The organism is Obesumbacterium proteus, from assembly GCF_001586165.1.
Classification (GTDB): Bacteria; Pseudomonadota; Gammaproteobacteria; order Enterobacterales; family Enterobacteriaceae; genus Hafnia; species Hafnia protea.
In genome coordinates, this window is record NZ_CP014608.1 from 2479860 (window position 1) to 2505720 (window position 25861).

Below are 25861 nucleotides of genomic sequence, written 5' to 3' on the forward strand. Positions count from 1 at the left end.
AGCGGGTTCAATTTCATGTTAGCCAGCCAGTTCAGCCAAGCTCATCTCTTCGGAGATTTGTTTCACCCACGCATCAACACGCGTTGCGGTGAGTTCAGGCTGGCGATCTTCGTCAATAGCCAAACCAACGAAGGTTTTGTCATCAACCAGCGCTTTAGACGCTTCAAAATGGTAACCCGCAGTTGGCCAGTGACCAACGATGGTCGCGCCGCGTGGCTCGATCAAATCACGGATGGTGCCCATTGCGTCGCAGAAGTACTCTGCATAGTCTTCTTGGTCGCCGCAGCCAAACAGAGCAACCAGTTTACCGTTGAAGTCGATCTCTTCCAGAGAAGGGAAGAAATCATCCCAGTCACACTGAGCTTCGCCGTAATACCATGTTGGGATGCCAAGCAGAAGAATATCGAATGCTTCGATGTCTTCTTTGCTGCTTTTGGCAATGTCATGAACTTCAGCAACGTCTTTTCCGAGTTGCTTTTGGATCATCTTAGCGATGTTTTCCGTGTTGCCCGTGTCGCTGCCAAAGAAAATGCCTACGATTGCCATGTCGCGTTTATACCTTTTATATCAAATAATTAAACTAGAATCTTGAGAAAGACCAGTACGTACTTTACGCACTATAGCACTTTAAACCGTATCGATTTGTCGTCATTGTGTGCTGGTGGCGTTAAGATTTTAAAATCTGATTGAGTAAAATTTGTTCAATCAATTCACTGCGGCTAATGTTTTGTTCTTGAGCCAAACGATTCAGCATTTCAACCGCTTCTTCGTTAATTTTTAGCTCGACGCGACGCAGTCCTTTCACTTTATCGCGGCGCAGTTGGTTGCGTTTGTTAATTCTTAGCTGTTCATCCCGAGATAACGGGTTGGTTTTCGGGCGACCCGGACGACGTTCATCTGCGAACAGATCCAGAGTCGTGCGGTCCGTTTGTTCTTTGGCCATATCAGGTAGCGGTACTACAAGGAGAATTTTGAATCTGCGTAACGAATCAGATCATGATTAACATACTAGGGCCATTCACCCTTTACCGGCACTATCCTTGAACAGCAAAACTGCCTGCCAGAATAATAGCGCGCCATAATACCCTAGCGCCCCCAGCCGCGACAATCCTTAATCTTACTTACCTCACTGATGAATGGTGTTTTTTTCTACAGTGAGGCGGCGGTGAGGCTGAAGTTTGGGTTAAGTTAGGTCGTGAAGACGACAAATTAAGTGGTTTGGCTTATTCATCGCTGTCGAGAAAACGATGCAGCGTGCGTAGCACCAGCTCGGGTTTTTCCGCATGCAGCCAGTGGCCCGTACCGGCAATCACGTGAGCTCTGGCATGGGGAAACTGGCGAGCAATGGCTGCGCGATGAATATCTTGAATATAGGGCGATGAGCCACCTTTGATAAACATCGCAGGGCCTTGGTAAGGCGTGACTTCTTGCCAGCCGACGATATTTTCGTATTGATCCCACAGCACCGGCACGTTAAATAGCCACTCGCCATCCTGAAAAGACTTCAGCAAAAACTGTATCACGCCTTCTTCGTTGATATAGCCGCGCATGATTTCAGCGGCCTCTTGGCGGCGCGCCACCTGTGCCTCCGTCACCGCGTTGATGGCAGCAAAAATCGTATCGTGACGACGAACCTGATAATCAACGGGCGCAATGTCCAGCAAGGCAAGGCGACGAATACGTTCGGGAGCAAGCGCGGCCAGCGTCATGGCGGCTTTTCCACCCATTGAGTGCCCAATGACATCCAACTGTGACAAAGAAAGATCGTCAATCAGCGCCAGTAAATCCTCGGCCATCGCGGCATAATCCATGCGCTCTGAGCGCGGTGAGTGCCCGTGATTGCGCATATCAACCTGAATCACACGGCGATCGTTGCGCAAATCTCGGCCTAATATGCCAAGATTATCCAAACTGCCGAATAAGCCGTGGATCAGTAATGCCGGTGGAAACAGGGCTTGTTGAGCCGGAATATGTTCGCGGTAGTTGAGTTTCATATCGTTAAGTCTATTCGTTGCGTCTATTCGCATGAACCCATGCGCTAAACATGCGGCAAGAGAGAGTGCGAAGAATCTTATGTTGTAACAAATAGGTTACCACGACTAAGCATGATTGTTAGTCACCGAGTGTTATCCAGCAAAAATTAAGGGTATTCTTTCCATAAGTTTGGGAAAAAACTCACTGAATTGATCAGAGCATCGGGTTTACGCTATCCGCATGAGGCGTTTGACTTTATAATCCTGCTGATTAAGTCGTAAACCTGTATTGGATAATGATGAAAACTATTGAAGTCGACGAGGAGCTGTACCGCTACATTGCAAGCCACACGCAAAGTATCGGTGAGAGTGCTTCTGACATATTGCGCCGCCTGCTGAAAGTCTCTGAACATAAAGCGACTGCTGCTCCGGCTGTGACGCCTGCCGTCATCGCTGCGCCAGTGGCTGCTCCGGTGTCTACCCGTCCGGTAGACCGCGTTCGTACCATGCGTGAGCTGTTGCTGTCTGATGAATATGCAGAGCAGAACAAAGCGGTAAACCGCTTCATGCTGGTACTTTCAACGCTTTACTCTATTGATAACCAAGGATTCGCTGCGGCAACGGAATCCTTGCATGGCCGCACGCGTGTCTATTTCGCAGGCGATCAGCAAACGCTGCTGCAAAACGGCACGCATACCAAGCCTAAACATGTTGCGGGCACGCCTTACTGGGTGATCACCAACACCAACACCGATCGCAAGCGCAGCATGATTGAACACATCATGCAGGCGATGCAGTTCCCAGCCGAACTGATTGAAAAAGTTTGCGGGACCATCTAATTCAAGAACTGCCTAATCGCAAGTATTAGCTGCGCGATTAGGCACTCAACCATATAAGCGTAATAGCGTAGGGAGTAGTGACCATGGCAAATCACCCCCGTGCCGGGCAGCCTGCCCAGCAGAGCGATTTGATTAACGTGGCTCAACTGGTTTCTCAATACTATGTATTGACGCCGGAAGTGGGTAACACGTCGCATGCGGTAAAATTCGGGACTTCTGGTCACCGTGGCAGCGCTCAGCGCCATAGCTTTAACGAAGCGCACATTTTAGCTATTGCGCAGGCAATTGTTGAAGTGCGTAAAGCGAATGGCATCGAAGGTCCGTGTATCGTGGGTAAAGATACCCATGGTTTATCTGAACCTGCGTTTATCAGCGTGCTGGAAGTTCTGACGGCAAACGGCGTGGATGTCGTGGTACAGCAGGATAACGGTTTCACGCCAACACCTGCGGTTTCTCACGCTATTCTGACTCACAACAGCAACAAGAATGCGGCATTGGCTGACGGTATCGTCATTACGCCTTCGCATAACCCGCCTGAAGACGGTGGTATCAAATACAATCCGCCAAATGGTGGACCGGCAGATACCGACCTCACCAAGGTGATTGAGCAGCGCGCCAATGAACTGTTAAGCCTTAACTTGCAGGGCGTGAAGCGCCAAACACTCGACGCAGCGTGGAAAAGCGGCTTGGTGCATGCCAAAGATCTGGTGCAGCCTTACATTGAAGGTTTGGTTGATATCGTTGATATGCCAGCCATTCAGCGCTCAGGCCTGCATTTAGGCGTCGATCCATTAGGCGGTTCCGGCATCGAATACTGGCAGCGAATTGGTGAGCATTACAAACTTGATCTGACCTTGGTGAACGATCACGTCGATCCGTCATTCCGCTTCATGCATTTAGATCACGATGGCGTGATCCGTATGGACTGCTCATCGGAAAGCGCTATGGCGGGCTTGCTGGCGCTGCGCGATCAGTTTGATTTAGCGTTCGCTAACGACCCAGACTACGATCGCCACGGTATTGTTACGCCTTCAGGCCTGATGAATCCGAATCACTACTTAGCGGTTGCTATCAATTATCTGTTCCAGCATCGCCCTCAGTGGGGCGCTGATGTTGCCGTAGGTAAAACGCTGGTATCCAGCGCCATGATTGACCGCGTTGTAAATGATTTAGGCCGCAAGCTGGTGGAAGTTCCTGTCGGCTTTAAATGGTTTGTTGATGGTCTGTTTGACGGCAGCTTTGGTTTTGGTGGCGAAGAAAGCGCGGGTGCTTCCTTCCTGCGCTTTAACGGTACGCCGTGGTCAACGGATAAAGACGGCATCATTATGTGCCTGCTTGCCGCTGAGATCACCGCGGTAACCGGCGAAAACCCACAGCAGCATTACAATAAGCTGGCTGAACGTTTTGGTGCGCCAAGCTATAACCGCATTCAGGCACCGGCTACGCATGCGCAGAAAGATGCACTGTCGAAGCTCTCTCCTGAGATGGTTAAAGCGGACAAACTGGCGGGCGATCCGATTACCGCGCGTTTGACTAAAGCACCGGGCAACAACGCGTCTATCGGCGGGCTGAAAGTGATGACTGACAACGGCTGGTTTGCCGCACGTCCGTCTGGCACAGAAGAAGCCTACAAAATTTACTGCGAAAGTTTCTTGGGTGCTGAGCATCGCCAGCGAATCGAGAAAGAAGCGGTGGATATTGTGAGTGCCGTGCTCGCTAGCGCCAAATAAGCTCTTCAGAAATTCTAAAAAGCGCCTTTAACGGCGCTTTTTTTATGTCTCCGATTTGCCGGTAAATAGCGGTGACGTTTTCAATATAAAAAAACGCCCGATGAGATTCATCGGGCGTTTTATCAGGCTGAAAAATATCAGCCTATCGAGGACGACTCAGGGAAATAAACTATTTCACCTGATGGTCAACAGGGTGGCTATGTTCGATATCTTCACCGCCTTTATTAAAGCGACGACGAACAACCACAAAGAACATCGGTACGAAGAAGATAGCCAGAATGGTTGCTGTAACCATACCGCCCATTACGCCTGTACCTACCGCATTCTGTGCGCCAGAACCTGCACCCGTACTGATAGCCAATGGCAGAACACCCAGCATAAATGCCAGAGACGTCATCAAGATTGGACGTAGACGCATGCGTACCGCTTCTAACGTCGCTTCAATCAGCCCTTTACCTTCTTTATCCATCAAGTCTTTAGCAAACTCGACGATAAGTATGGCGTTCTTGGCCGAAAGCCCGATGGTCGTCAACAAGCCTACCTGGAAGTAAACGTCGTTGTTCATACCACGCATCGTTGCTACCAACAGTGCACCGATAACGCCCAATGGAACGACGAGCATAACGGAGAACGGAATTGACCAGCTTTCATACAATGCTGCCAGACACAGGAAGACCACGATGAGCGAGATGGCATACAGCGCCGGAGCCTGGTTACCTGATAGACGTTCCTGATAGGACATTCCTGTCCAGTCAAAACCGATACCGGTAGGCAGCTTGGTGACCAAATCTTCCATCAGAGCCATGGCTTCACCGGTACTTTTACCCGATGCAGCTTCCCCAAGGATTTCCATGGATGGCAGGCCGTTATAACGTTCCAGACGCGGAGAACCATATTCCCATTTTGATGATGAGAACGCTGAGAACGGTACCATTTGTCCTGCATCACCACGGACGTAGTAGTTATTGATATCGTTCGGCAGCATACGATATGGCGCATCAGCCTGTACGTAAACTTTCTTCACACGACCACGGTCGATGAAGTCGTTCACATAAGTACCACCCAGCGCGGTAGACAGCGTTTGGTTGATGTCTGAAATCGAAACGCCTAACGCCTGTGCTTTTTCCTGATCGACGATGATCTTGAACTGCGGCGTATCTTCCAAACCGTTTGGACGTACACGAACCACGGTGTCGGGATGCTGTGCGGCCATGCCTAACAGCTGATTACGCGCTTCGGTCAGTTTTTCGTGGCCAAGGCCAGCCTGATCGATAAGTTCAAAGTCAAAGCCGGTTGCCGTACCCAGTTCGATAATCGCTGGCAGGTTGAATGGGAACACCAAGCCATCTTTAATCTTACTGAATGCGCCAGTTGCACGGGCGATAATGGCCGGAACCTTATTATCGGCACCGGTACGCTCATCCCAAGGTTTCAAGCTGACGAAGGCCAAGCCGTTGTTCTGGCCTTGACCGCTGAAGCCGAAGCCGCTGACGGTAAAGACGGATTGAACGTTAGCTTTTTCTTTATCCAAGAAGTAATCAGTGACTTCTGCCAGAACCTTGTTGGTACGTTCTTGCGTTGCACCAGCCGGTAACTGAACCATGGTCAGAGCAATACCCTGATCTTCATCCGGTAAGAATGACGTTGGCATACGGACAAACAGCAGGCCCATACCGACAACGATAATCAGGTAAATCAGCAGATAACGACCGGTACCACGCAGAATGCCCGCAACGGAATTCGTATAGTGCTCGGTGCTCTTATCGAACATGTTGTTAAACCAACCAAAGAAGCCGGTGGTTTTACCGTGGCCGCCTTTTTCGATCGGTTTGAGCATGGTGGCACACAGAGCCGGTGTCAGGATCATCGCCACCAGTACTGACAGCACCATCGCGGAAACGATAGTGATGGAGAACTGACGGTAAATCGCACCGGTTGAGCCACCGAAGAATGCCATTGGGATAAATACTGCGGACAGTACCATCGCAATCCCCACCAAGGCGCCCTGAATCTGCTCCATGGATTTACGCGTTGCTTCTTTTGGTGGTAGGCCCTCTTCGGCCATAACACGCTCAACGTTTTCCACCACAACGATGGCGTCATCCACCAAGAGGCCTATCGCAAGCACCATACCAAACATGGTTAGGGTGTTTATCGAATAGCCAAAGGCCGATAGCACAGCAAAGGTCCCTAACAGAACCACCGGAACCGCGATGGTTGGGATCAGGGTTGCACGAATGTTCTGCAAGAACAGATACATAACCAAGAACACCAGCACGATAGCTTCCAGCAACGTTTTCACAACTTCGTTGATGGAAATCTTAACGAACGGCGTGGTGTCGTATGGATAAACAACCTTCATGCTGGCAGGGAAGAAGGGCTGTAACTTAGCCAGCTCTTTTTTGACCCCTTCAGCGGCATCCAATGCGTTAGCGCCGGTTGCCAGTTTAATCCCCAGACCTGCGGCAGGTTTGCCGTTAAAGCGAGCGATAACGTTATAGTTTTCGCCGCCTAGCTCAATCTTGGCTACGTCACGCAGCAGCACGCGAGAACCGTCGGTTTGAACCTTCATCAGGATCTTGCCGAATTCTTCCGGTGTCTGTAAGCGCGTTTGCGCAATGATTGAGGCGTTCAACTGCTGCCCAGGAACCGGAGGAGCGCCACCCAATTGGCCAGCTGCAATCTGGTTGTTCTGGATTTTGATCTGGTTGATCACGTCCAGAGGAGTCATCTGGTAGTTGTTCAGCTTATTTGGGTCTAACCAGATACGCATCGCGTACTGGGCACCAAACAGCTGCACGTCACCAATCCCTTCGGAACGGCTGATCGGATCTTTAATGTTGGAAGCCACGTAGTCGGCGATATCATCCTGAGACATGCTTCCGTCTTCAGAAATAAAGCCAGCAACCATCAGGAAGCTACTACTGGATTTCTCAACGCTGATCCCTTGCTGCTGAACTTCTTGCGGCAGCAACGGCGTTGCTAGCTGCAATTTGTTCTGCACCTGAACCTGTGCGATATCCGGGTCAGTACCAGACTGGAAGGTAAGCGTGATCGACACGCTACCCGATGAGTCGCTGGTTGAGGACATGTACATCAGATTATCGATACCGTTCATGTTCTGTTCGATAATCTGTGTGACCGTGTCCTGCACCGTTTGCGCATCAGCACCAGGGTAGACTGCGGAGATCGACACCGCCGGCGGGGCAATCGTTGGATATTGCGCCACCGGTAGTTTCATAATCGCTAGCGTACCGGCCAGCATGATTATGATGGCGATAACCCAGGCGAATATAGGTCGATCTATAAAAAACTTAGCCATGAATTACTGGCTCCTTTTTATCAATGTATCAGCAACGAGCATCACTTAAGACTTCTTCGGTTCGCTAGCCGCTGCATCTTTTGTTGAAGCGTTCCCTGCAGAAGCTTCTTCTACTTTCACTTGCACGCCTGGACGAACTTTCTGCAAGCCAGTCACAATCACTTTGTCACCGGATTTCAGACCATCAGTCACCAACCATTTGTCACCGATGGCTTGCGCTGCGGTTACGGTACGGTTTTCAACTTTGTTGTCAGCACCGACTAACATGACGGTTGCTTCACCGCGAGGATTACGGGTGACGCCTTGCTGAGGAACGAGCAACGCATTGTTTTTGATACCTTCATCCAGACGAGCGCGCACAAACATGCCAGGCAACAAATCGCCTTTAGGATTCGGGAACACGGCGCGAATAGTGATTGAGCCCGTGCTTTCATCAACGGTGACGTCAGAAAACTCCAGAGAGCCTTTCTGTGCGTAGACCTGACCATTTTCCAATACCAGTTCAGCCTTAGCCTTACCGCCTTCCTGTTCTAAAGTACCGTTAGCCAGCTCTTCTTTTAAACGCAGGAAGTCGTTGCTTGACTGAGTGACGTCGACATAAATCGGGTCAAGTTGCTGAACGGTTGCCAGCGCATTAGCCTGATTTGAAGTCACCAAAGCACCCTCGGTCACGCTGGATTTACCAATACGACCGCTGATTGGTGAAGTCACTTTGGTATACGCCAGATTGATACGTGCAGTTTCTACTGCGGCTTTTGCAGCGGTAACGGCTGCATCGGCCTGACGCGCATCGGCAACAGCTGTATCGTATTCTTGCTGACTGATGTACTTAGTACCGACTAATGTCTTATAGCGATTTACTGTCAGGTGAGCGATGTTTGCAGCGGCTTCAGCTTTAGCCAAATCGCCACGCGCGCTGTCATAAGCGGCCTGATAAGTTGCTGGATCGATTTGATACAGGGAAGAACCGGCCTTAATGTCGCTGCCTTCCACGAAGTTACGCTTAAGGATGATGCCGCCAACCTGTGGGCGAACTTCTGCGATGCGATATGCAGATGTACGTCCAGGAAGCTCAGTGGTGACGTTCAACGGCTCAGCTTTCAGCGTCACAACACCCACCTCAGGTGCGCTTTGCTGACCTTTTTGCTCGTTTTCGTCGTTACATCCTGTAAGAAGTAAACTACCAGAAAACATTAGCGCGGCCGCCAGAGGCGTTAACCCTCTGTTTTTATTCATAGATAACCTCAAGAGTTCGATTGTTAAATGGGTATTGATTCATTTGTGAAAACCCATTGCTGCGCTAATTAAAACTGCATGTTATGGTACATACATTCATGAATGTATGTAAATCAAAGCACATTAAAAATATAACGCCATGGCACGAAAAACCAAAGAGCAAGCTCAAGCAACCCGACTGCAAATACTTGAAGCGGCAGTATGTGAGTTTTCCGCACGCGGTGTGTCCGCTACCTCGCTAACGGATATTGCCAACGCGGCTGGTGTAACGCGTGGCGCGATTTATTGGCACTTTAAAAATAAAGTAGACCTTTTTAATGAAGTCTGGAACCTGACCGAATCAAAAGTCAGTGACTTAGAGATAGAGTATCAAGCAAAGTATCCAGATAATCCACTTAGGATTTTACGCGAAATCCTAATTTACATCTTGGTCGCAACCGTGGACGACCCACGCCGTAAAGCGTTGATGGAAATTATATTTCATAAATGCGAATTTGTCGGCGAGATGCGTTCTTTAGCTGATATTCGCAAGATTTTGTACCTCGAAAATTTTGAGCGCATTGAAAATGTGCTACGTAACTGTATTGAGTGTCAACAGTTGCCCGCTGAACTTAACACTCGGCGCACAGCGGTAATGATGCGCTCGTATATAACAGGTATAATGGAAAGCTGGTTATTTTTGCCAGAAAGCTTTGATTTAAAAGCAGAAGCTTCATTTATGGTCGACAGCTTTATCGACATGATCAAGTACAGCGAACATCTCCTGCATGGCGCTGTTAGCATGCCGTTTGAAGCGCCGGCATGTGCGGTGGCGATGACGCCGCTTAACAGAGGGAAATCCTGATGCAGAAAATTGTTTTGATCGCCAATGGGGCCGGTTATGGCCAAGAATCGTTGTTTAATGCGCTGCGCTTGGCTATTGCGATGAAAGAACAGCAGGGCGAGATCGCGCTGAAAATCTTTTTGATGTCTGATGCCGTCACATCGGGTTTAGCCGGACAGAAGCCGCATGAGGGCTATAATCTCCAGCAGATGATTGAAATTCTGACCGCTCAGCAGGTGCCTTTTAAACTGTGTAAAACCTGCGCCGATGGTCGTGGAATCAGTACGTTACCTTTGATTGATGGCGTTGAGATTGGCACGCTGGTTGAGCTGGCCCAGTGGACGCTAGCCGCAGATAAGGTGCTTACGTTCTAATTTTATATTGAACCGTCATGGGGACGATAGGGGTTAATTCCCACATAAATATCGTCCTTATTTATTGTACAAAAAATAGATTTCATTTTCGGTCTTTGCCTATTCATTGTCTTAATATCTTCGTGCTACGCTAATCTACTCTTCCCGTTAAACGATCTCTTTCCATGATGGCTGGCTGCATTACGTTACGCTCTGTTCAATTAACTCGGCGCGCACAGTTTTATTTAATTTCACTAATTATTAGCGTGCTTATCTTATTGGTTCCTGATTATGCTTTAGCGCTGAGTGGCGATATATCGACGCGGGCTGAAGTACAGAATCAGTTAGATTCTTTAGGTAAACAGAAATCTTTGTCGCCGGGAGAAAAGCTCTCGCAGCAGGATTTGATGAAAACGCTCGAGTACCTCGACGGTATCGATCGTATCAAGCAAGAAAGCCAGCAGCTCAAACAGCAGATCCAGCAGGCTCCACTCAAGCTAAATCAGGCACTCAGTGGGTTAGAATCTATTCAGCAAGCCGATAGCGAAGCCGTTACGCGTTCGTCGCTGTCGACGCTTTCTCTGCGCCAGCTAGAAAACAGAATGGGCAGCACGCTGGATGATCTGCAAAGCGCGCAGGAAGATTTAGCGAATTTTAATAGTCAGCTTATTTCCCTACAGACCCAGCCAGAGCGTGCGCAAAGCAGCATGATGGCGACGTCACAGCAGATTCAGCAAATCCGAAACGCGCTATCCGATCCCAGCAATATGCGTCCAACGCAGCAAAATATGCTGAATACGCAGATGGCGATGCTGAATATGTCACTCGACTACCAGCGCCAAAGCTTATCGGCTAATACCGCGTTACAAGACTCGCTGCAAAAGCAGCGTGACTATGCCAATGCCCGAATCAATCAGTTAGAGCACATGGTTCAACTGGTTCGCGAGGTAGAAAACGGCAAGCGGTTAACGCAGTCTGAAAAGACGGCGCAGGAAGCGCAAAATCCCGATGATGCGACTCAAGATATTCAGCAGGATCCTATTATTGGGCGTGAACTCGATATTAACCGCCAATTGAGTAAGCGGTTAATTGAAGCGACTGAAGGCGTGAACACGCTGGTTCAGGAAAATATCCGCATCAAAAACTGGCTAGATCGCTCTCTACAGGCAGAGCGTAATTTGAAAGAGCAGATAACGGTGCTGAAGGGCAGCTTGCTGCTGTCGCGCATTCTCTACCAGCAGCAACAAAATCTGCCTACGGAAAAACTGACCAACGATGTTGCTACGCAGATTGCCGATCTCCGTTTGGAACAGTTCGACATCAACGAAAAGCGAGATGCGCTGTTCCAAGGAACGGATTACGTCACTCAGTTGCTGAGCCAAAATAAGGATAAGCCGTCTGATGATGTGGTTAGCGCGCTCGAAGATATTGTTGATGCTCGCCGTGAACTGCTGGATCAGCTCAATAAGCAGCTCGGCAGCCAGTTAACCCTAGCCATTAGCCTGCAAATCAATCAGCAACAGCTGCTGAGCGTAAATGAATACCTTCAGCATACGCTGACTCAGCAAATTTTCTGGGTGAGCAGTAATAAGCCCATGAACCTCAATTGGTTTATGGATCTTCCTAATGCGTTAAAAGTTCAGGCCCAATCCCTGCACTTCGATCTCAAGCCGGGAGCGCTGGCGGAAGGCGCTCTGAGCTCCATGTTCGTTTTCATTCCCTTGCTGATCCTCTTTGGCCTTTTCCGTTGGCGCTATCGTCGAATTAATGAGCTTCTGGAAAAGCTTGGTAACGAAGTCGGCCAGTTGAAACGGGACACACAGCTGCATACGCCAAAAGCCATCGGGCTGCTGATGGTGAAAGGATTACCCGGTACGCTATTGATACTGGCGGTGGGTTTTTGGTTCTATCGCTCAGATATTAGTATTAATAATTTTATGTGGGCGCTGTCGTTGCAGTTTGCCATGTTCTGGATGGTTATCAGCACAACATATCGCCTTTTAGCGCCGGAAGGCGTGTCGGAAAAACATTTTAATCTCTCTCCGCTGCTGTGCGCGCACTATCGCCGCGTAACACGTCGAGTTGGGGTAACGTTAATTCCGCTGATTTTCTGGTGTGTATTGGGTGAAAAAGCACCGTTGCGTCTGAGTGAAGATGTGATTGGTCAAGTTGCGGTGCTCATCACCCTAGCGCTGATTACCGCTTTTGTTTTCCCCATTTGCCGCGACGCATGGCGGGAGAAAAACTCTCACACAGTACGACTCATCATGGTGACGTTATTAGCCATGACGCCGCTGGTGCTGATGGTTCTTACCGCGTTCGGCTACCTCTATACAACGCTCAGTCTAGGCCTGCGCTGGCTCGACAGCCTCTATTTAATGATCCTGTGGACCATTATTTATGCGGCGGCTATCCGTGGACTAAGCGTTGCCGCACGGCGTTTAGCCTATCGACGTGCTTTGGCTCGCCGTCAGCAAAATACCGCACGTGAAGGCGCGGAGGGTTCAGAGCCGGTGGAAGAGCCGCCACTGGCGATTGATCAGATTAATAGCCAATCATTGCGCTTGACGACAATGGTGCTATTCCTCATCTTTGGCTGTGTTTTGTATTGGATTTGGTCCGATTTGGTTACGGTGATCTCCTACCTCGACAGCATCACTCTGTGGCATTACAGCAGCGGTTCAGGTGCAAATCAGACCTTACAGGCCGTGACGTTAGGCAGCGTGCTCTTTGCTTTGGTATCGGTGGTTATTGCCTATATCTTAACGCGCAACTTACCCGGTCTTCTCGAAGTGCTGGTGCTCTCGCGTATCCAAATGCGCCAAGGCTCTTCCTATGCCATCACCACGGTTCTGACCTATCTGATCATTGTGGTAGGGACGATAATCTTCTTCGGGTCGCTGGGGGTGTCATGGGACAAGCTACAGTTCCTTGCCGCAGGGTTATCGGTTGGTCTGGGCTTTGGTTTGCAGGAAATTTTCGGAAACTTTATCTCTGGCCTAATCATCCTCTTTGAACGCCCAATTCGCATTGGCGATACCATTACTATCGGGACGTTCTCAGGCACGGTAAGCCGAATTCGTATTCGCGCCACCACAATCATCGATTTTGACCGTAAAGAGGTGATTATCCCGAACAAGGCGTTTGTGACTGAACGGCTGATTAACTGGTCATTATCTGATACCACCACCCGCTTATTGATAAAAGTGGGCGTTGCCTATGGTTCCGATCTGGATAAAGTGAAGCATGTTCTCCTGCAAGCGGCCAAAGAAAACCCACGCGTAATGACCGATCCTGAACCGCAGGTGTTTTTCTTGGCGTTTGGGGCGAGCACATTAGATCATGAGCTGCGTTTATACGTCCGTGAACTTCGCGACCGCAGCTATACGGTTGACGAGTTGAATCGCCGAATCGATCAGCTGTGTCGTGAAAATGACATTAATATCGCGTTTAATCAGTTGGAAGTGTATCTGCATAATCAAGAAGGCAAAGAAGTTCAGGTAATTAAAAAAGATCTGGACGGCAAAGCCAACGATGAATCATTGGCATAATCACGTTGCTATTATGATTTGATTTCGGCTCTGCTGGTTTTAATGGAAGCTTACAGCGTTTGTCTAAGCATTGAATAGCACGCTTAATTAACGCTATAAGCTTCGATTGTTAACTGAGTGCGTAACTTGAGAACTATATTTAAGGATTAGGCCTTAGTGACAATATTGTTCTTTCCGTTATGCTTCGCGGTATATAAATAGTCGTCAGCGATTTTCAATATTTCCTCTGCGGTTTCACCCTGCCATTGAGTGAGTCCACCGCTGAAGGTGACATGCAATCCTGCCTCGTGCCATTGTTTCTTTTCAATGGCGATACGCCATTTATCGAGTAGATGTACCACGCTGCTGGTATCGCTATTCAAAATCAGCATCACTAATTCCTCACCGCCATAGCGGCACAGCAATCCTTGAGGCCCCACAATCTCTTGGCCTGTTTTACCGATATATTTTAAAACTTCATCGCCCACGGGATGACCAAAGCGATCGTTGATTTGTTTAAAGTTATCAATATCAACCATGGCCAAAAAGAAAGGAACTCTATTTTCAATCAGGCTCGGTAAGCGCTCATCAAAATAGCGGCGATTAAACAATCCTGTCAGGCTGTCCTCAATCGCGGCTTTATTTGCTTCAGCTCTGGCTCGGTGCTGCTTTTTAATTTCAGAATAGACGCTGGCAAGATCGGAGGTTTTTTCATCCATGCTGCCACTGCGTATTGTGGCTAGTAGCTCGCTTAGCATGCGTTGCAGACTCGTATTCCAAAGTACCGCCACGGTGATATAGAGCATCACAGTGACAATCGCCAAGATCAGCATGGGTTGCGTCGACTCAGCAATTAAAGCCTCAATCTTATTCTCTTCTACCGTAAGAATAAGGTGCCAATCTGGGTTGGTAAACGAGTGATAGTAAACATGAATGCCTGCTTTTTCGTCATAAAAATAGCCTTCAGCATCAGTCATTTGCTTCAACCATTCTGGATGAGCAATCTGCAAGGTAATCTCTTGCGGATTCGCGTGCATGACAATCTGCCCAGAATGATGGACTACGGCCAATTTTCCATTTAAGGGTAAGGCGATCTCTTTTAACGGCAGGCTCATTGCGGCCAGATCTAAATCCATCGATAACGCGCCATACCGAACACCCTGCTCGTCGTTCAGATTTTTCGAGATAGTCAAAACATTATGATGAGTAAACTCATCACTATAGGGCATCGAGAAACGCACCCAATTGTTCTTTAGGGTATCGCGTGGAAACCAAGGGCGCTCTTTAGGATCGTATGATGGAGATTCTATTTTAGGGATACTGTTAAACCCTGCACCCTCTACCCACACCAGGATATTGGTAAAATGGCGATTAGCATTAATGGCATAAGCAACAATTTTCTTTAGATTGCTCTCATCTGAATTAACGAACATCAGTGATTCGCTGGGTGATGCTTGGGTCGCAAGCGCAATAGCGCTATTTTTGATATCTTTTATTTGACGATCGACTGACTGCATAGCCGTATTGTGCGCAATGAAGGCTAATGTTTCATCGATATTATGATACGTCTCTTGCTTCACGTGCTGATAGAACCAAACATAAAGAACGATCAGTGGAAGTGCTAGCGTGAGAATCGCTAAGTGAACCTGCTTTTTAACTGACCATGGTTTTTGCAAAGTAGAAATCATAAATTAAGAGGCTTATGTTGCATTGAGTAACCAGAATAGCTCTCTGGAGGTAAGTCCTTTACCAAAATAAATAAAACACTTTTATAATAAAACTTTATAGGAGTAATGAATATATCAACATGAATAATAATATTTCATCGATCATAAAATGATCTTGAGGGAAATCAAGTTAACGTATCAAGGAAGCAAATATTCCTGCATTAATTAGGCCTATGGAATGACTTCTTCCCAGAAAATAAACGTGATTAGGAAGTTTCTTTTCCAAGGTAAAAAATTAAGGGTAATAAGATATTTCTCACTATGGTTAGCATGATAAATATAATATAACCAATAAGTGTTAATGGTATAAATAAATAGGATTTTTATAAAAACAAACCAAGAAATATATTAATTATAATAAGATAATTTAATTCGGATTATTCTACAATAAAAAAGGAGCCATTTGGCTCCTTACAATATGACTCGAGATGCTATACGTTGCTGAGTGGCGAAATTGTCTGCTGTTTTTTGAGCAAGAGTTTAGCTTTATAGTCGTTTTGGACGATTTCTAAGGCTGCTAACACGACTTCAGGACCAAGATCGTTGCTTTCCAGCAGATAGATCAAATCGACGGCAAGTTGCACTTCAGGTGCTGCTTTCTCGAGTGACATAACCTTTCCTTAGTTTTTCAATTTGCGATAGATGAACAGCAGCAGCATAGCACCCAAAATTGAAATGATCAGGCTCACGAAATTAAAACCAGTGACGCTTCCCATTCCAAAGAATGAGCTAATGTAGCCGCCGACTAATGCACCTGCGATACCCAAAATAACGGTCATAAAGAAACCGCCGCCATCTTTACCCGGCATGAACCATTTAGCCAAAATGCCGACAATAAGACCAAGAATGACCCAAGAAATAATGCCCATGATACGTCTCCCTTAAACAAACATTTAGCGTTAGCTCTGATGACATCGAATGCGATATCAGAGAAGAAAGCTTTGATAATTATAGATAGAAATAAGCCCTCACAATGAAGGCCACATCATTTTATTTGTTTGTAGGATGAATAGAACGACTTTCTGCATAAATGGCTTATTTTCAGAATTTTAGGAAAACCCGAGCTCCATTTGTTCTATTTGTTTTTCAATTTTTTCAGCGCTTGGCGACAGCGACTTAAACGTCCCTCTAAGGCCACGAGTTCTTGCTGAATCCCTTGTTGCTGCTGCAACGTTTGACACTGTCCAAGCTGGCTTTCACGTTCATAGAGCATGTCATTTAAGCGGCGCTCATAGCCCTGATTTTCTGCCAGTTTCTGTTGCATAATGGCAAGCGGTGAGCGCCGACTTTTAGCATCTTGGCGGCGTAACTGCTGTGTGGCGAGCTCCCGCTGCAGCGCTTCAATCTGGGCAACTAACCGCTCAGCTAAAAAATTGACCTGCTGTGGATGGTTACGCTTTACGGCATCCGTGAGTTTTGCAAAATTACCGCGCAGCTCATGTAAATAATCTTTCAGGCCTGTTTCGGCGCTGGCAAAAAGAGCACGGTCAAAGCGTGGCTGTCGGGTCGGTATATAACCGCTATTTTTCAGCGAGAGTTCCAGCTGGATGATGCGCTGTTCTAACACCTGTAGAAGCTGTTGGCTTGACATCAGAGATACCTTAGCGGTGATTATCGGGCTTAGAGAGGAGGGCGGGATGGTTATCACCCATGACTTTCGGTGCAATGCTCATGTAACATCAGATGGTAATGGAGTCGTGGGGAGTAGGGCAAGAGACATCATGCAACGCATATTACTCATTGTTTTGGGCTGGATCGCATTTGGTCTGGCTTGCCTAGGCGCCATTTTGCCTTTATTACCGACCACGCCGTTCCTGCTGGTGGCGGCTTGGTGTTTTTCCCGTTCGTCGCCGCGTTTTCACCATTGGTTATTGTATAACTCTTGGTTTGGCAGCTACTTACGTCACTGGCAAAAACATCGTGGTTTGCCATCAGGAGCTAAGCCAAAGGCCATTATTTTTATTATTCTGACCTTCGCGCTTTCGTTGTGGTTGGTGAACATGTGGTGGGTACGCATTTTGCTGCTGGTGATTTTGGCCTGCCTGCTATTCTTTATGTGGCGCCTGCCGGTAATTGATGCAGAGCAAGAAAAAACACCGTGAAATGAACTCTACAGTTGCATTTGTTCGCCAGTTTCAATAGATTTGAGCGTTTTCGTGCGCGGGTTACCTCCCTGTCCCTTTGCTCTATATACCGAACACCGCAGGTCTGAGACTACAGGCCACGTATCGGGGGAAGTTCAGGTGGCTTGCGTTAGCCCGGACCCGCTGTTTTATCAGGCAACAATTTTATGACCGCTACAGCACAACAAATCGAATTCCTTAGAGAAAGCATTAAGACTATCCCGGACTACCCAAAACCAGGGATTTTGTTCCGCGACGTCACCAGCATGCTGGAAGACCCAAAAGCCTATGCACTGAGCATCGAGCTGCTTGTTGAACGCTACCGTAACACCGGTGTAACCAAAGTCGTGGGCACCGAAGCCCGTGGTTTCCTGTTCGGAGCTCCTGTGGCGCTGGCGTTGGGCGTAGGCTTTGTTCCTGTGCGTAAGCCGGGCAAGCTGCCGCGTGCTACGTTAAGCGAAAGCTATGAACTGGAATACGGTACCGACACGCTGGAAATCCATCAGGATGCCATCCAGCCTGGCGATAACGTTTTGGTGATTGACGATCTGCTGGCAACCGGTGGCACCATCGAAGCCACGGTGAAACTGATCCGTCGTTTAGGCGGCGTGGTGACCGATGCAGCGTTTATCATTGATTTGCCAGAATTGGGCGGCGAAGCACGTCTGACTGCGCAAGGCATCAACTGCTATAGCCTCGTTGACTTTGCCGGTCATTAATTACCGGTGACAGGCTTCGACAATTGCTGAGATAAAGCCCCGTTAATACGGGGCTTTTGTATTTTTCAGACAGTGAGATAGACAGAACGCGTCAGGCTACAAAAACCTCTCGTTCACCGCGCCGAAAGTAATTAGGAATCAGCATAAAGCTGCTGTTACAATACAAAGATAGCTCGTCATAATGCGGCTGAGCGTAATCATAAGTTGAGATCTTTCTGTTTAACGCCATATATAACGAGTTCGTTGAACAGAATGAACCCCCGGTCGGTATATGATAACCCCGATCAGCATCGCGGTTTTTGCAGTCATACTGAAATTACCCCTTACAAATCAATGATGAGTATCAATGAGCTATCAGGTACTTGCCCGTAAGTGGCGTCCACAAACGTTTTCTGACGTCGTGGGTCAGGAACATGTTCTGACCGCGCTAGCAAACGGCCTTTCTTTAGGGCGTATTCATCACGCCTATCTGTTTTCCGGCACCCGCGGCGTGGGTAAAACCAGCATCGCGCGCCTATTGGCGAAAGGGCTTAACTGCGAAACCGGCATCACCTCAACGCCTTGCGGCGTGTGTGATAACTGCCGTGAGATCGAGCAGGGCCGTTTTGTCGATTTGCTGGAGATCGACGCCGCCTCGCGAACCAAGGTTGAAGATACCCGCGATCTGCTGGATAACGTTCAGTACGCGCCTGCGCGTGGCCGTTTTAAAGTCTATTTGATTGACGAAGTGCACATGCTTTCCCGCCACAGCTTTAATGCGCTGTTGAAAACGCTGGAAGAGCCGCCTCCGCATGTCAAATTCCTGCTGGCGACGACGGATCCTCAAAAACTACCGGTAACGATTTTGTCTCGCTGCCTACAGTTTCATCTCAAAGCCTTGGACGTTGAGCAGATCCGCACCCAGCTGGAAAAAATTTCCACCGCGGAAGGATTTACCGCCGAGCCGCGCGCGTTGCAGCTATTGGCGCGTGCCGCCGAAGGCAGTATGCGTGATGCGCTAAGCCTTACCGATCAGGCGATTGCGATGGGGCTGGGGCAAGTCACGGCAGAAACCGTTGGCCAAATGCTCGGCACCTTAGATGACGAGCAGCCACTTGCGATTATTGAAGCGCTGGTGGATGCCGATGGCGAAAAAGTCATGGCGCTGGTTGAGCAGGCGGCTTCACGCGGAGTGGATTGGGAAAACCTGCTGATTGAAACCCTGACTCTGCTGCACCGCATCGCGATGTTGCAACTGCTGCCGAATGCGTTAGATAGCCATTATATTTCCGTAGAGCAACGCCTGCGTGAATTGGCACGAACGCTGCCGCCGTCAGATTTACAGCTGTTCTATCAGGTGTTACTGACAGGCCGCAAAGAATTAACCTATGCGCCAGATCGTCGCATGGGCGTGGAAATGACGCTGCTGCGCGCGCTGGCGTTTCATCCCAAAGCTGTGATTGCTGAACCTGTTGCCGCACCGCAAACGGCGTTGCCAACTATGCCTGCGCAAGGCGGAGCTCATTCGGCGTCTGGCTACATGCCAGCACAAAATACGGCACCACAGCAGAATACCATGCCGCCAGCTGGGCAGTTTCAATCACAGAACGTGACTCCGGCACAACCTGCGGCAAAACCGACTGGGCTTTCGGATGCCACCGCCCAACTATTGCAGGCTCGAAGTCAGCTACGGCAGAAGGCGGGTGGGGGAACTGACCCAAAAAAGAATGAGCCGGCAGCGCCAGTAACCGCGCGGCCGGCAAGCTCAGCACTGGAGCGTTTGGCATCAGTGACGGAGCGCAGCCAGCAGCGTCAAGCTGCCGCGGCAGAAGCGAAACCGCCGAAGAAAGAAGCCTATCGCTGGAAAGCACAAACCAAGGCGGTAGAAGCCAAGCGCGAGGAAATTGCTACGCCGAAAGCGTTGCGCACCGCGCTAGAGTATGAAAAAACGCCTGAGCTGGCCGCTAAACTGGCTGAGGAGTCGTTGACCCGTGATGAATGGGCGGCCGAGCTAAATCAGCTACGCCTGCCAAAACTGGTTCAGCAGCTGGCGTTGAATGCGTTTCGTGAACCGGCAGAAGAGGGCAAAGTGCTTCTGCATTTACGTTCTTCGCAACGTCATTTAAACTCCGCTTCTGCGCAGCAGACTTTGTCTCAGGCGCTGAGTGAACATTATGGTCGCCCGGTTGAACTGACGATTATCGAAGACGATAACCCAGAACGACTCACGCCGCTGGAATGGCGGCAGGCGATTTACGAAGAAAAACTGGCGCAGGCTCGCCAGTCCATTGCTGCGGATAGCAACATCCAGACTTTGCGACGTTTCTTTGACGCCGAACTGGATGAAGAGAGCATCCGCCCTGTTTAACCGCTGTGTCAGCACGAGGCCGACACAGCCCCACGCAAAGAGAGAACACTATGTTTGGTAAAGGCGGATTGGGCAACCTGATGAAGCAAGCCCAGCAAATGCAAGACAAAATGGCGAAAGTGCAGGAAGAGATCGCTCAGCTGGAAGTGACCGGCGAATCTGGCGCGGGTCTGGTAAAAGTGACCATTAACGGTGCGCATAACTGTCGTCGTATCGAAATCGATCCAAGCCTGATGGAAGACGATAAAGAGATGCTGGAAGATCTGATCGCTGCGGCGTTCAACGATGCGGCGCGCCGTATTGAAGAAACTCAGAAAGAAAAAATGGCTTCAGTTTCCAGCGGTATGCAGTTGCCGCCGGGCTTCAAGATGCCATTCTGATGCAAACCAGCCCGCTTCTTGAATCATTAATGGAAGCACTGCGCTGCCTGCCGGGCGTTGGCCCGAAGTCGGCGCAGCGCATGGCATTCCACATGCTGCAGCGCGATCGCAGCGGTGGAATGCGTCTGGCGCAGGCGCTCACCCGAGCGATGTCGGAAATCGGCCATTGTGAAGACTGTCGTACATTTACCGAACAGGATGTATGTACGATTTGTTCTAACTCGCGTCGTAAAGAAAATGGACAAATCTGCGTGGTCGAAAGCCCAGCAGACATCCATGCGATAGAGCAAACCGGGCAATTCTCAGGTCGTTACTTTGTTCTGATGGGGCATTTGTCTCCGCTGGACGGCATCGGCCCACAGGATATCGGTTTAGATCGCTTGGAAGAGCGTTTGGGGCAGGAGTCACTCACCGAGGTGATTTTGGCCACTAACCCAACGGTTGAAGGCGAAGCCACCGCGAACTACATTGCTGAAATGTGCAATGCTCACGGCGTATTGGCTTCCCGCATTGCCCACGGTGTCCCCGTTGGCGGTGAGCTTGAGATGGTTGACGGCACCACGCTGTCACACTCTCTGGCCGGACGTAACCCCGTTCGTTTTTAACCTCTGCCTGACCGGCGTGTAATTTAGCCACTGATAAAGTGATCTAAGTTACACGCCGTATTTCTTTTTTCCTCGATTGTATTTTTTACCCTTGAAATTCAACATCCCATCCCCATTTTTTAACCACTCTACCCAAAATAGTTCAAGTTGTAGGAAGGCAGCAAGCTTATGAGTCCCTAGGCGCATAGATAACTATGTGACTTGGGCGAATAAACGCAGCTAACGCACATACAGCTTGAACAATGAAGGGAAAACATTTTGTCTGAGTGCTATCCATTGAGGTAAAAGCAAAATTATGAAAGGCCAAGAAACCCGTGGCTTCCAGTCAGAAGTCAAACAGCTTCTGCATTTGATGATCCACTCACTCTATTCAAACAAAGAAATTTTCCTGCGTGAGCTGATTTCCAACGCATCCGACGCGGCCGATAAACTGCGCTTCCGCGCGTTATCAAGCCCTGAGCTGTATGAAGGCGACGGTAATCTGCACGTTCGCATTTCAGCAGACAAAGAAAAGCGCACCCTGACTCTGAGCGATAACGGTATCGGGATGACTCGTGACGAAGTTATCGACAACTTGGGGACAATCGCTAAATCGGGCACTAAGGCATTCTTGGAGTCTATCGGTTCCGATCAAGCTAAAGACAGCCAGCTGATTGGTCAGTTTGGTGTTGGTTTCTATTCTGCTTTCATCGTGGCAGACAAAGTTACCGTTCGCACGCGTTCAGCCGGTGCTAACGCCGATCAAGCGGTATTCTGGGAGTCAGAAGGCGAGGGTGATTACACCATCGCTGATATCGAAAAAGTCGAGCGCGGTACTGAGATCACGCTGCATCTGCGCGAAGGCGAAGATGAGTTCCTGGATGATTGGCGTCTGCGCAATATCATCAGCAAATACTCTGACCATATCACACTGCCGGTTGAGATCCTGACTACTGAAGGTGAAGACGGCGAGCAGAAGTGGGAAAAAATCAACAAAGCGCAGGCTTTGTGGACGCGAACCAAGTCTGAAGTTACCGACGAAGAGTACAAAGAGTTCTACAAGCACATTGCCCATGACTTTACTGATCCGGTCACTTGGAGTCACAACCGCGTTGAAGGTAAGCAGGAATACACCAGCCTGCTGTACATCCCTGCGCAGGCACCGTGGGATCTGTTCAATCGCGACCATAAACACGGGCTGAAACTGTATGTGCAGCGCGTATTCATTATGGATGACGCTGAACAGTTCATGCCGAACTATCTGCGCTTTGTGCGTGGTCTGATAGATTCTAACGATCTGCCATTAAACGTTTCGCGTGAAATTCTGCAAGATAGCCGCGTGACGCAAAGCCTGCGTGCTGCGCTGACCAAACGTGTGTTGCAGATGCTGGATAAACTGGCCAAAGACGATGCTGAGAAATACCAGAAATTCTGGCAGCAGTTTGGTCTGGTGCTGAAAGAAGGTCCAGCCGAAGACGGTAGCAATGCTGAAGCCATTGCTAAGCTGCTGCGCTTTGCATCAACTCACAATGACAGCGCCGTGCAGAACGTCTCTCTGACCGACTACATCAGCCGCATGGTGGAAGGCCAAGAGAAGATTTACTACATCACGGCTGACAGCTATGCCGCAGCGAAGAGCAGCCCACATCTGGAGCTGCTGCGTAAGAAAGGCATCGAGGTCCTGCTGCTTTCCGATCGCATCGACGAATGGATGATGAGCTACCTGACCGAGTTCGATGGTAAGCCATTCCAATCCGTCAGCAAAAAAGATGAATCTCTGGATAAGCTGGCTGATGAAGAAACTAGCGAACAGAAAGAAGCTGAAAAGGCGCTGGAACCGTTCGTTGAGCGCGTGAAAACCCTGCTGGGCGATCGTGTGAAAGACGTGCGTCTGACGCATCGTTTGACCGAAACCCCTGCGGTAGTCACTACCGACGCGGATGAAATGACCACTCAGATGGCAAAACTGTTTGCCGCTGCGGGTCAGGATGCGCCTGAAATTAAATATATCTTTGAGCTGAATCCTGACCATGCGCTGGTGAAACGTGCCGCTGACGAGCAAGATGAAGCCCGCTTTGGTGAATGGATTGAGCTGCTGCTGGATCAGTCACTGTTGGCTGAACGCGGTAGCTTAGAAGATCCGAACCAGTTCATTAAACGTGTGAACGATTTACTGCTGGCTTAATCGTTGTTAATCAAGTCATAACTTATGCCGCCCCGCGAATACGGGGCGGCACTTTTTTATCCTGCCATTGCCGTTTTTCTCTTCTATTTCCCGCTATTTTTGCGCCTCGCATTGCATTTTTGAATATCCGCTTTGATAAAAACAAAACGCTGTTTTATAAAAACGGAGAGGTTGATCGGTAATCTCTTTATATTTTTGCCATTCACCGTCATCAGGTGGCAAAAGCACAAAGGTTTTCAGTCGGTCATAAACCTACTTTAGACCCATAGGAAGAGTGCCCTCCGCGATTTCGTGAGTGACAGAAATATCGATGGGGTGCTCAGATAAGACACTACGGGGAACGAAAGTGATGACGATGCCATTGCAAAAGACACGCAAAATAGGGCTGATGAATTATTTAGCCTACGGCTCCGGAGATTTTCTCGGTGCGGGCACCACGGCCCTGACGGCGGCCTGGCTCCTCTATTTTTACACCACGTTTTGTGGCCTAAGTCCAATTGAAGCCACGTTTATTTTTGCCATGGCGAGAGTACTTGATGCGGTAGTGAGTCCTTTAATGGGCTTTTTAACCGACAACTTTGGCTCAACGCGTTTGGGTAAGCGCTTTGGCCGCCGTAAGTTCTTTATTCTGCTCGGTATTCCATTAGTGTTCAGCTACAGCCTGATGTGGGTTGGCGAGATGCATTATTGGTACTACCTGCTGACCTACCTTTTCTTTGACGTTGTTTACTCGATGATTTTGGTGCCATACGAAACGCTGGTACCGGAAATGACCGATGACTTTAAACAGAAAACCAAATTTTCCGGCGCTCGAATTGCCTTGGCACAGCTCTCTGCCATATTGGCGGCGTTTCTACCGGGCATTCTGCTGGCTTATTTTGGCAAAGATAACGCCATCTCTTTTTTCTACGCCAGTTTAGTGTTCTCCGTTATCTGCGCGGGCGTGTTAACGCTGGTCTATTTCTATACCTGGGAACGACCACGCGAAGAGATGTCTGAAGCTCAACTCAGAGCCGAGCAAGAAAAGCAAAAACTCACCTTGCTACAAAGCCTGAAGCGTTTAAACGTGGAACTGACCTCAACGCTGCGTATTCGCATCTTCCGTCAGCATCTGGGGATGTACCTCGGTGGATATATCGCGCAGGACGTATTCAACGCGGTGTTCACCTACTACGTGGTGTTTGTGTTGATGCAAAGCGCTACCGTGGCGTCTAGTTTGATGGGAACCATGGCCATCATGCAGTTTATTGCGGTCATCGGCATGATCCCGCTGTGTATCCGTTTTGGCCCCGCACCTTCATATCGTTTGGTGGTGGTGCTGTTCGGTCTGAGCGCCTTGTCTTACGGCGTGCTGTATTACGCGGGCATGAATGACGCGATGTCGCTGTTGTTGCTGATTTCCGCGGTAGCAGGGTTGGGGCGCGGTGGTATCAACTATGTGCCGTGGAATACCTACACCTATATTGCTGACGTTGATGAAGTCATCACAGGGCAACGCCGTGAAGGTATTTTTGCCGGCATTATGACGCTCACCCGTAAAGCCTCTCAGGCCTGTGCGGTGATGTTAGTCGGGATTGTAATGCAGCTTTCCGGTTTTGTATCTGGTCAAGCACAGCAGGCTTCCGCAGTCAGCCATACCATTCTCATGATCCTCAGCGTAGGCACCGTTTGTGTACTGTGCGTCGGTTTTTATATCTCCTTACGTTTCAAACTCAACCTGCAAACGCACAGCGTGCTGCGCGAAGAAACCATCAAAATGCGCGAGGCAGGGCATATCGTGCCAGAGCAAATCACGCCAGAGGCGAAAGCGACCGTCGAACTGCTGGCAGGTATGCCATATGAATCGTTATGGGGTAACAACAATATTGGCTATCTCAACCGTGACAAACCTGCGCCTAAGGCGTTGCATATATTAAAAAATGCCTAATCCGCACGGCGCAGCGAAATGACACAGTGAAATGAATTTGAATTATTTTCTGAATTAATTAAG

Annotated in this window: 20 protein-coding genes, 1 pseudogene and 1 other annotated feature; of the genes and pseudogenes, 12 read left to right on the forward strand and 9 right to left on the reverse strand. The window is 49.0% G+C overall.

The window, feature by feature from the left end; all coding sequences use genetic code 11:
• Positions 1–18 precede the first annotated feature (18 nt).
• The 3 genes from fldA to ybfF form a co-directional block, all read right to left on the reverse strand.
• Positions 19–546 carry a flavodoxin FldA gene (gene fldA, locus DSM2777_RS11825; protein WP_025800679.1) on the reverse strand — a complete coding sequence of 176 codons (528 nt, stop codon included), beginning with the start codon at positions 544–546 and terminating at the stop codon, positions 19–21.
• Between the two features lie 121 nt (positions 547–667).
• Positions 668–943: a LexA regulated protein gene (gene ybfE, locus DSM2777_RS11830; protein WP_025800680.1), complete on the reverse strand. Its 276-nt coding sequence runs from the start codon at positions 941–943 to the stop codon at positions 668–670.
• A gap of 280 nt (positions 944–1223) precedes the next feature.
• A complete protein-coding gene (gene ybfF / locus DSM2777_RS11835; RefSeq protein ID WP_061554055.1) occupies positions 1224–1994 on the reverse strand; it encodes an esterase in 771 nt (256 codons plus the stop codon).
• A 278-nt stretch (positions 1995–2272) separates the two neighbouring features.
• Between ybfF and seqA the strand changes: the two genes are divergently transcribed.
• Both seqA and pgm read left to right on the forward strand, forming a co-directional pair.
• Positions 2273–2812 (forward strand): replication initiation negative regulator SeqA, encoded by a 540-nt coding sequence (gene seqA / locus DSM2777_RS11840; RefSeq protein ID WP_046457380.1) that lies wholly within the window; start codon positions 2273–2275, stop codon positions 2810–2812.
• Between the two features lie 83 nt (positions 2813–2895).
• Entirely contained in the window at positions 2896–4542 is a 1647-nt protein-coding gene (pgm, locus tag DSM2777_RS11845) for a phosphoglucomutase (alpha-D-glucose-1,6-bisphosphate-dependent) (protein WP_040045689.1), read from the forward strand.
• Between the two features lie 169 nt (positions 4543–4711).
• Here pgm and DSM2777_RS11850 read toward each other — a convergent pair whose 3' ends face one another.
• The gene (locus DSM2777_RS11850) at positions 4712–7864 is read right to left on the reverse strand and encodes a multidrug efflux RND transporter permease subunit AcrB (RefSeq protein WP_061554056.1); all 3153 of its coding nucleotides are present in this window, start codon (positions 7862–7864) and stop codon (positions 4712–4714) included.
• Positions 7865–7909: 45 nt separating this feature from the next.
• A complete protein-coding gene (locus tag DSM2777_RS11855; RefSeq protein ID WP_061554057.1) occupies positions 7910–9100 on the reverse strand; it encodes an efflux RND transporter periplasmic adaptor subunit in 1191 nt (396 codons plus the stop codon).
• A gap of 139 nt (positions 9101–9239) precedes the next feature.
• Here DSM2777_RS11855 and acrR point away from each other — a divergent pair, with 139 nt between their 5' ends.
• The 3 genes from acrR to mscK all read left to right on the forward strand — a co-directional run bounded on the left by acrR (position 9240) and on the right by mscK (position 13827).
• The gene (gene acrR / locus DSM2777_RS11860; RefSeq protein ID WP_046457377.1) at positions 9240–9944 is read left to right on the forward strand and encodes a multidrug efflux transporter transcriptional repressor AcrR; all 705 of its coding nucleotides are present in this window, start codon (positions 9240–9242) and stop codon (positions 9942–9944) included.
• The gene (locus tag DSM2777_RS11865; protein ID WP_046457376.1) at positions 9944–10297 is read left to right on the forward strand and encodes a DsrE/DsrF/TusD sulfur relay family protein; all 354 of its coding nucleotides are present in this window, start codon (positions 9944–9946) and stop codon (positions 10295–10297) included. Before acrR ends, DSM2777_RS11865 begins: the two co-directional genes overlap by 1 nt.
• A 164-nt stretch (positions 10298–10461) precedes the next feature.
• Positions 10462–13827, forward strand: a complete 3366-nt coding sequence (gene mscK, locus DSM2777_RS11870) for a mechanosensitive channel MscK (protein ID WP_061554058.1) — start codon at positions 10462–10464, stop codon at positions 13825–13827.
• 146 nt (positions 13828–13973) lie between these two features.
• Here the strand turns inward: mscK and DSM2777_RS11875 are convergent, their stop codons facing one another.
• The 4 genes and pseudogenes from DSM2777_RS11875 to priC form a co-directional block, all read right to left on the reverse strand.
• Positions 13974–15482, reverse strand: a complete 1509-nt coding sequence (locus DSM2777_RS11875; protein ID WP_167669506.1) for a sensor domain-containing diguanylate cyclase — start codon at positions 15480–15482, stop codon at positions 13974–13976.
• 482 nt (positions 15483–15964) lie between these two features.
• On the reverse strand, positions 15965–16144 hold the full coding sequence (gene rsmS, locus DSM2777_RS11880) for a pleiotropic regulatory protein RsmS (RefSeq protein ID WP_046457373.1): 180 nt from the start codon (positions 16142–16144) through the stop codon (positions 15965–15967).
• A 9-nt stretch (positions 16145–16153) separates the two neighbouring features.
• Complete coding sequence (locus DSM2777_RS11885) at positions 16154–16402, reverse strand: GlsB/YeaQ/YmgE family stress response membrane protein (protein WP_025799936.1); 249 nt, start codon at positions 16400–16402, stop codon at positions 16154–16156.
• A gap of 180 nt (positions 16403–16582) precedes the next feature.
• Positions 16583–17124 (reverse strand): annotated as a pseudogene (gene priC, locus DSM2777_RS11890) (primosomal replication protein PriC).
• A gap of 130 nt (positions 17125–17254) precedes the next feature.
• Here priC and DSM2777_RS11895 point away from each other — a divergent pair.
• The 7 genes from DSM2777_RS11895 (at position 17255) to DSM2777_RS11925 (ending at position 25798) form a co-directional block, all read left to right on the forward strand.
• The gene (locus DSM2777_RS11895; RefSeq protein ID WP_061554060.1) at positions 17255–17635 is read left to right on the forward strand and encodes a DUF454 family protein; all 381 of its coding nucleotides are present in this window, start codon (positions 17255–17257) and stop codon (positions 17633–17635) included.
• Between the two features lie 188 nt (positions 17636–17823).
• A complete protein-coding gene (apt, locus tag DSM2777_RS11900; RefSeq protein WP_025799929.1) occupies positions 17824–18375 on the forward strand; it encodes an adenine phosphoribosyltransferase in 552 nt (183 codons plus the stop codon).
• Between the two features lie 346 nt (positions 18376–18721).
• On the forward strand, positions 18722–20722 hold the full coding sequence (dnaX, locus tag DSM2777_RS11905; protein WP_061554061.1) for a DNA polymerase III subunit gamma/tau: 2001 nt from the start codon (positions 18722–18724) through the stop codon (positions 20720–20722).
• Positions 20055–20119, forward strand: a sequence feature (DnaX frameshifting element). Its footprint overlaps the gene before it by 65 nt.
• 50 nt (positions 20723–20772) lie before the next feature.
• Positions 20773–21102 (forward strand): YbaB/EbfC family nucleoid-associated protein, encoded by a 330-nt coding sequence (locus tag DSM2777_RS11910; RefSeq protein ID WP_004091772.1) that lies wholly within the window; start codon positions 20773–20775, stop codon positions 21100–21102.
• Entirely contained in the window at positions 21102–21707 is a 606-nt protein-coding gene (gene recR / locus DSM2777_RS11915) for a recombination mediator RecR (protein ID WP_061554062.1), read from the forward strand. Before DSM2777_RS11910 ends, recR begins: the two co-directional genes overlap by 1 nt.
• Positions 21708–22002: 295 nt before the next feature.
• Entirely contained in the window at positions 22003–23871 is a 1869-nt protein-coding gene (gene htpG / locus DSM2777_RS11920) for a molecular chaperone HtpG (RefSeq protein ID WP_061554063.1), read from the forward strand.
• 349 nt (positions 23872–24220) lie between these two features.
• Positions 24221–25798 (forward strand): MFS transporter, encoded by a 1578-nt coding sequence (locus tag DSM2777_RS11925; RefSeq protein ID WP_061554064.1) that lies wholly within the window; start codon positions 24221–24223, stop codon positions 25796–25798.
• The last annotated feature ends 63 nt before the right edge of the window (positions 25799–25861 follow it).

What these genes read in the sequence shown, in the direction of transcription:
- acrR (WP_046457377.1), top strand. Translation starts at nt 9,240, where the DNA reads ATGGCACGAAAAACCAAAGAGCAAGCTCAAGCAACCCGACTGCAAATA.
- rsmS (WP_046457373.1), bottom strand. Translation starts at nt 16,144, where the DNA reads ATGTCACTCGAGAAAGCAGCACCTGAAGTGCAACTTGCCGTCGATTTG.
- mscK (WP_061554058.1), top strand. Translation starts at nt 10,462, where the DNA reads ATGATGGCTGGCTGCATTACGTTACGCTCTGTTCAATTAACTCGGCGC.
- ybfF (WP_061554055.1), bottom strand. Translation starts at nt 1,994, where the DNA reads ATGAAACTCAACTACCGCGAACATATTCCGGCTCAACAAGCCCTGTTT.
- DSM2777_RS11910 (WP_004091772.1), top strand. Translation starts at nt 20,773, where the DNA reads ATGTTTGGTAAAGGCGGATTGGGCAACCTGATGAAGCAAGCCCAGCAA.
- DSM2777_RS11855 (WP_061554057.1), bottom strand. Translation starts at nt 9,100, where the DNA reads ATGAATAAAAACAGAGGGTTAACGCCTCTGGCGGCCGCGCTAATGTTT.
- DSM2777_RS11885 (WP_025799936.1), bottom strand. Translation starts at nt 16,402, where the DNA reads ATGGGCATTATTTCTTGGGTCATTCTTGGTCTTATTGTCGGCATTTTG.
- pgm (WP_040045689.1), top strand. Translation starts at nt 2,896, where the DNA reads ATGGCAAATCACCCCCGTGCCGGGCAGCCTGCCCAGCAGAGCGATTTG.
- DSM2777_RS11865 (WP_046457376.1), top strand. Translation starts at nt 9,944, where the DNA reads ATGCAGAAAATTGTTTTGATCGCCAATGGGGCCGGTTATGGCCAAGAA.
- apt (WP_025799929.1), top strand. Translation starts at nt 17,824, where the DNA reads ATGACCGCTACAGCACAACAAATCGAATTCCTTAGAGAAAGCATTAAG.
- DSM2777_RS11850 (WP_061554056.1), bottom strand. Translation starts at nt 7,864, where the DNA reads ATGGCTAAGTTTTTTATAGATCGACCTATATTCGCCTGGGTTATCGCC.
- dnaX (WP_061554061.1), top strand. Translation starts at nt 18,722, where the DNA reads ATGAGCTATCAGGTACTTGCCCGTAAGTGGCGTCCACAAACGTTTTCT.
- seqA (WP_046457380.1), top strand. Translation starts at nt 2,273, where the DNA reads ATGAAAACTATTGAAGTCGACGAGGAGCTGTACCGCTACATTGCAAGC.
- fldA (WP_025800679.1), bottom strand. Translation starts at nt 546, where the DNA reads ATGGCAATCGTAGGCATTTTCTTTGGCAGCGACACGGGCAACACGGAA.
- DSM2777_RS11895 (WP_061554060.1), top strand. Translation starts at nt 17,255, where the DNA reads ATGCAACGCATATTACTCATTGTTTTGGGCTGGATCGCATTTGGTCTG.
- recR (WP_061554062.1), top strand. Translation starts at nt 21,102, where the DNA reads ATGCAAACCAGCCCGCTTCTTGAATCATTAATGGAAGCACTGCGCTGC.
- htpG (WP_061554063.1), top strand. Translation starts at nt 22,003, where the DNA reads ATGAAAGGCCAAGAAACCCGTGGCTTCCAGTCAGAAGTCAAACAGCTT.
- ybfE (WP_025800680.1), bottom strand. Translation starts at nt 943, where the DNA reads ATGGCCAAAGAACAAACGGACCGCACGACTCTGGATCTGTTCGCAGAT.
- DSM2777_RS11925 (WP_061554064.1), top strand. Translation starts at nt 24,221, where the DNA reads ATGACGATGCCATTGCAAAAGACACGCAAAATAGGGCTGATGAATTAT.